This is a genomic window from Lachnobacterium bovis (genome assembly GCF_900111325.1).
Lineage (GTDB): Bacteria > Bacillota > Clostridia > Lachnospirales > Lachnospiraceae > Roseburia > Roseburia bovis_A.
Genome location: NZ_FOGW01000002.1, coordinates 1 through 306, shown reverse-complemented (window position 1 = coordinate 306; position 306 = coordinate 1). Strand labels below are relative to the sequence as shown.

1 rRNA gene is annotated in these 306 nt (G+C 53.9%); it reads right to left on the bottom strand.

Annotated features, from left to right (window positions below):
* Nucleotides 1-306: ribosomal RNA gene (locus BMY79_RS00010) — 23S ribosomal RNA — on the bottom strand; the annotation flags it as partial.

Here is a 306-nt window from a genome sequence, read left to right as displayed (position 1 = left end):
TTGGGACCTGCTACAGCCCCAGGATGCGATGAGCCGACATCGAGGTGCCAAACCACTCCGTCGATGTGAACTCTTGGGAGTGATAAGCCTGTTATCCCCAGGGTAGCTTTTATCCGTTGAGCGATGGCAATCCCACTTTCATACCACCGGATCACTAAGTCCTACTTTCGTACCTGCTCCATCCGTCGATGTCGCAGTCAAGCTCCCTTTTGCCTTTGCACTCTTCAAATGGTTTCCGACCATTTTGAGGGAACCTTTGAGCGCCTCCGATACCCTTTCGGAGGCGACCGCCCCAGTCAAACTCCC